The 4725-nt window shown below is 48.1% G+C and carries 4 protein-coding genes; all 4 read right to left on the reverse strand.

Going from position 1 to position 4725, the window contains the following annotated elements; translation table 11 throughout:
* Nucleotides 1-23: 23 nt before the first annotated feature.
* On the reverse strand, nt 24-761 hold the full coding sequence (locus ACRCZA_RS16665; protein ID WP_438675493.1) for a DUF481 domain-containing protein: 738 nt from the start codon (nt 759-761) through the stop codon (nt 24-26).
* Between the two features lie 167 nt (nt 762-928).
* On the reverse strand, nt 929-1996 hold the full coding sequence (gene fba / locus ACRCZA_RS16670; protein ID WP_253990187.1) for a class II fructose-bisphosphate aldolase: 1068 nt from the start codon (nt 1994-1996) through the stop codon (nt 929-931).
* A 199-nt stretch (nt 1997-2195) separates the two neighbouring features.
* Nucleotides 2196-3371: a phosphoglycerate kinase gene (locus tag ACRCZA_RS16675; protein ID WP_438675494.1), complete on the reverse strand. Its 1176-nt coding sequence runs from the start codon at nt 3369-3371 to the stop codon at nt 2196-2198.
* Between the two features lie 130 nt (nt 3372-3501).
* Nucleotides 3502-4533, reverse strand: a complete 1032-nt coding sequence (gene epd / locus ACRCZA_RS16680) for an erythrose-4-phosphate dehydrogenase (RefSeq protein WP_438675495.1) — start codon at nt 4531-4533, stop codon at nt 3502-3504.
* Nucleotides 4534-4725 lie beyond the last annotated feature (192 nt).

Consider the following 4725-nt stretch of genomic DNA (forward strand, 5'->3'; position numbering starts at 1 on the left):
CTATTGCTATCGTATCGCTAGGCTTAAAAAGCGTAAAGTAACGTCATATTCGTTTCGGTGTCGGTACTTTTCTTATCGTCTAGCGGCTCACTGTCGTAACGCACTATGATGGCAAATTTCATCGCCAAGGCACCGATAATATTCGCTGTGAGTGAGGTTTCTGAGCGTGCATCTAACTTATCGCCATAATCGGCGACAAAACGCTGTTGAAATTTAGAGGTATCGGTAATTTCCGTTTCAAAGTTAATCACGCCATGAGCCACCACACTGTCATTGCTATCATAGCCTTGCAATAACGCTTGCTCTGAATCGAGCGCTTGATAAAGGTAACCAGGGCCGACTTCCACATCTAAAAAAGTTTTACTGCTGTCGTAAAGCCTGTAACCATAACCGGCAGCGCCAAAGAGTGTGTAGTCATAACCGGTAAAGGGATCGACTTCGTAATTGGCATTCGCAAATAAGTAACTCCGATCTGTCATATTGTAGTTAGTTTGCGCACCCGCAAAATAACGTTTCGCCGTCACGGCGCCGGTATCCTCGTTATATAATCCTTCAAATAAATATTGGTTTTCCCAGTGACCCAGTTCGTGCTTAAGGTTTAAGCGTCCTTTGTAAGATGCCGTATCCGTATTCCCCGTGGTTAACGTGGCTCCCAACTCCGCTTCACCCGCAAAGCTCTTATCATCTTTGATAAAATCCACCCCTGCATTTGCCACCCAAACAGGCGTCATTAATATCACTAGTGCTAGCGCATTCTTCATGTTTATCCCTTTCTATTCAGTGAATTCCACAAAAAAGTCTAGCAGATGTTAGCGTTGCCTATAAAAAATAATCATTGTGGGACACATAAAAAAGCCCGCAGAAGCGGGCTTTTTCAGGTGATGTATCAAAGTGCTATTTCAAAGCGCTATTTCAACAGGATGCAAACTTACAGATTGATCTTAGGATCTAAGGCACCTGATTGATAAGCTTTGTACATGGCCTGTAAAGACAATGGCTTGATCTTAGAGGCTTGGCCCGCACAGCCAAAGGCTTCGTAGCGAATAGTACAAATATCGGCCATCGCTTCCATAGAGGCTTTTAAGAACTTACGTGGATCGAACTCGCTTGGGTGTTCGGCCAAGTATTTACGTACCGCGCCGGTAGACGCTAAACGCAGATCGGTATCGATGTTGACTTTACGCACACCGTGTTTAATACCTTCAACGATTTCTTCTAATGGCACGCCGTAAGTTTCAGGAATTTGACCACCGTATTGGTTGATGATCTTAAGCCATTCTTGTGGCACTGAAGAAGAGCCATGCATAACCAAGTGAGTGTTAGGAATGCGGGCATGGATTTCTTTAATGCGGTCGATACGCAGTACATCACCCGTTGGTTTACGGCTGAACTTGTATGCACCGTGGCTGGTACCAATTGCAATCGCCAGCGCGTCAACATGGGTATCGGCAACAAAGCGTGCCGCTTCTTCTGGGCTGGTCAGCAGTTGGTCGTGGCTTAATACGCCTTCTGCGCCCACACCGTCTTCTTCACCGGCAGTACCGGTTTCTAAGCTGCCTAAACAACCGATTTCACCCTCAACAGACACACCACAAGCGTGGGCGAAGGCAACGGTTCTGCGAGTCACATCAACGTTGTACTCGTAAGAAGCAGGGGTTTTACCATCGGCCATTAATGAGCCGTCCATCATGACTGAAGACATACCTAATTGGATAGAACGCTGACAGATATCAGGGTCAGTACCATGGTCTTGATGGATACAGACTGGAATATCGGGATACTGCTCAAGCGCCGCCGTCATCAGGTATTTTAAGAATTGGGGACGCGCATATTTACGTGCACCCGCAGAGGCTTGCACGATAACAGGGCTGTCTGTCGCTTCTGCGGCCTGCATGATGGCGCGCATTTGCTCAAGGTTGTTTACGTTAAACGCAGGCACACCGTATCCATGTTCTGCCGCGTGATCGAGTAGTTGTCGTAGGGAAATTAACGCCATTTTTTAACTCCAATAATAGGGTGACTTCACATTCACGCTGGGTCACCGAGGTCGCTATCGTTTGGATGGATTTTTATGCTCAATCCCTCAAGTGAGAGTTATCTCGCTTAACAGACTGAGCGGTTTTTTATAATTTTTTATCGTTCTTATTGAGCCATCGCGGCGCAGTACGCCGTGATGCCCTTATACAACTCAGCGATTAGGCGCCGCGTTGTTTCAGCATAGCAACAGCAGGTAACTCTTTACCTTCTAAAAACTCAAGGAAAGCGCCGCCGCCGGTAGAGATATAAGACACTTTATCTGCAATACCGTATTTATCGACTGCCGCTAAGGTGTCACCACCGCCCGCGATAGAGAAGGCTTTAGAATCCGCAATCGCCTTTGCGATACGCTTAGTGCCTTCACCAAATTGGTCGAACTCGAACACGCCCACTGGGCCGTTCCATACGATAGTGCCAGCAGCTTCGATGATTTTTGCTAAGGCTTCGGCGCTATCCGGGCCGATATCAAAAATCATGTCGCTATCGCTAACATCGCTCACGGACTTTAAAGTCGCCGTTGCTGTTGGGCTAAATTCACCCGCCACCACCACATCGGTAGGTACCGGAATATCACCACCGCGACTTTGGGCGTTCGCCACTAAGCGCTTAGCTTCATCAATTAAATCCGCTTCGTATAAAGACTTACCGACGTTGTGGCCCGCCGCAGCGATAAAGGTGTTGGCGATACCGCCGCCAACCACTAATTGATCCACAATGCCGGATAAGCTTTCTAATACGGTGAGCTTAGTTGACACTTTAGAGCCACCCACGATAGCCACTAATGGGCGCGCGGGGTTATCTAACGCTTTGCCTAAAGCATCTAACTCTTGTGCTAATAATGGGCCAGCACAGGCGATGGGCGCGTGTAAGCCAACACCGTTGGTTGAGGCTTCTGCGCGGTGCGCCGTGCCGAAAGCATCCATGACATACACATCACATAATGCTGCCATTTTCTTAGAGAGCGCTTCGTCGTTTTTCTTTTCGCCTTTATTGAAGCGCACGTTTTCAAACACCACCACTTCGCCAACGGCCACATCAACGCCGTCTAAGTAGTCGGTCGCCAAACGAACGGTGCACGGCAGGGCTTTGGCTAAGTAGTCAACCACAGGTTGCATGGAGAATTCGCTGTTGTATTCACCTTCGGTTGGACGACCTAAGTGAGACATCACCATGACCGCCGCGCCTTTGGCAAGGGCTAATTCGATAGTGGGGAGAGAGGCTCTAAGACGCGCATCACTGGTGACGACGCCGTTGCTGACTGGCACATTGAGATCTTCACGAATAAGCACTCGCTTACCTTGGAGATCTAAATCTGACATATTGATAATTGCCATGGTAACGCTTCCTTTTATAATCAAAAAAACAAACTGGTTTTGCAGCAATCGGTTTACGTGGCAAGCAGGGCTCTCGACCTCCCGTCGAATCGGCTACCACGCCTTAACCTATTGGCATATATTCTTATTTTCAGCTTTGCTTATCTTCGGTTGGCCTTGCGGCCACCATTGCCAAACTGGTGTCTAACATGCGGTTGGCAAAGCCCCACTCGTTATCACACCACAGTAACAGCTTGACCAAATGCCCCGCACTCACCCGCGTCTGGGTACCATCGACAATGCTGGAGCGGGGGTCGTGGTTAAAATCGCACGAGACTAAAGGCTCGTCAGTATAACCTAAGATACCGTTAAATCGGCCATTGGCGGCCAATTCTAACACTTGATTGACACAGGCAATATCCACGGTTTTAGCTAATGTCACAGAAAGATCGATAGCGGTCACATTGATGGTCGGCACTCGCACCGAAATCGCCTCAAATTTGTCCTTCATGTGCGGCAAAATCCGCTCAATACCCCGGGCAAGTTTAGTGTCAACTGGGATAATCGATTGACCTGCCGCGCGGGTACGACGTAGGTCATCATGATAGGCATCAATCACTTGTTGATCGTTCATCGCCGAATGGATGGTGGTAATCGCGCCACTTTTCACCCCAAAGTGTTTATCGAGCACGTCAATGACGGGGACAATACAATTGGTGGTGCAGGAGGCATTGGACACCACAGTATGCTCGGCGCGCAATAAATCGTGATTCACACCATAAACGATTGTGGCATCGACATCGGCCGATGAGGGATGACTAATTAAGACTTGTTTGGCACCGGCAAGAATATGGGCTTCGCAGCTTTGGCGGTCGACAATTGCGCCTGTGGCTTCATAGACGATATCAATGTCCATGTCACGCCAAGGCAATTGGCGAGGATCCCTTTGGTGCAGCAGAGTAATCGCATCATCGCCAATCAGCATTTTATCTGCAACGAGCTTCACTTTATGGCCAAAACGACCGTGGGTGGTATCGTATTGGGTCAGGTGAATAATGGCTTCAGGTTTGGCAAGTTCGTTGATTGCGACTATCTGTATTTGCTGCCGCTTTCCAGACTCATATAAGGCTCGCAGAATTGAGCGGCCAATACGACCGTAACCATTGATGGCGACTCGGATCATTGAGGTCTTAATTTCCTCTTACTCTACATAATGCAGCACAACAAGCGCTGCATATACAAAAACGGCCTGCACAGGATTGCAGGCCGGATTATACAGATTAACAGCACAAAAGTTTAACCTTTTGTTTTTAATCTTATCCTGCGGCGATTAACCTAAGGATTTTACGGCATTGAGCACATTGTCAACGGTGAA

Origin of the sequence: Shewanella sp., assembly GCF_051658185.1 — a bacterium.
In the GTDB taxonomy this organism is placed as follows: domain Bacteria; phylum Pseudomonadota; class Gammaproteobacteria; order Enterobacterales; family Shewanellaceae; genus Shewanella.

Bases quoted from the DNA above. Each gene is read 5' to 3' on its own strand.
- epd (WP_438675495.1), bottom strand. From the start codon at position 4,533: ATGATCCGAGTCGCCATCAATGGTTACGGTCGTATTGGCCGCTCAATT.
- ACRCZA_RS16675 (WP_438675494.1), bottom strand. From the start codon at position 3,371: ATGGCAATTATCAATATGTCAGATTTAGATCTCCAAGGTAAGCGAGTG.
- ACRCZA_RS16665 (WP_438675493.1), bottom strand. From the start codon at position 761: ATGAAGAATGCGCTAGCACTAGTGATATTAATGACGCCTGTTTGGGTG.
- fba (WP_253990187.1), bottom strand. From the start codon at position 1,996: ATGGCGTTAATTTCCCTACGACAACTACTCGATCACGCGGCAGAACAT.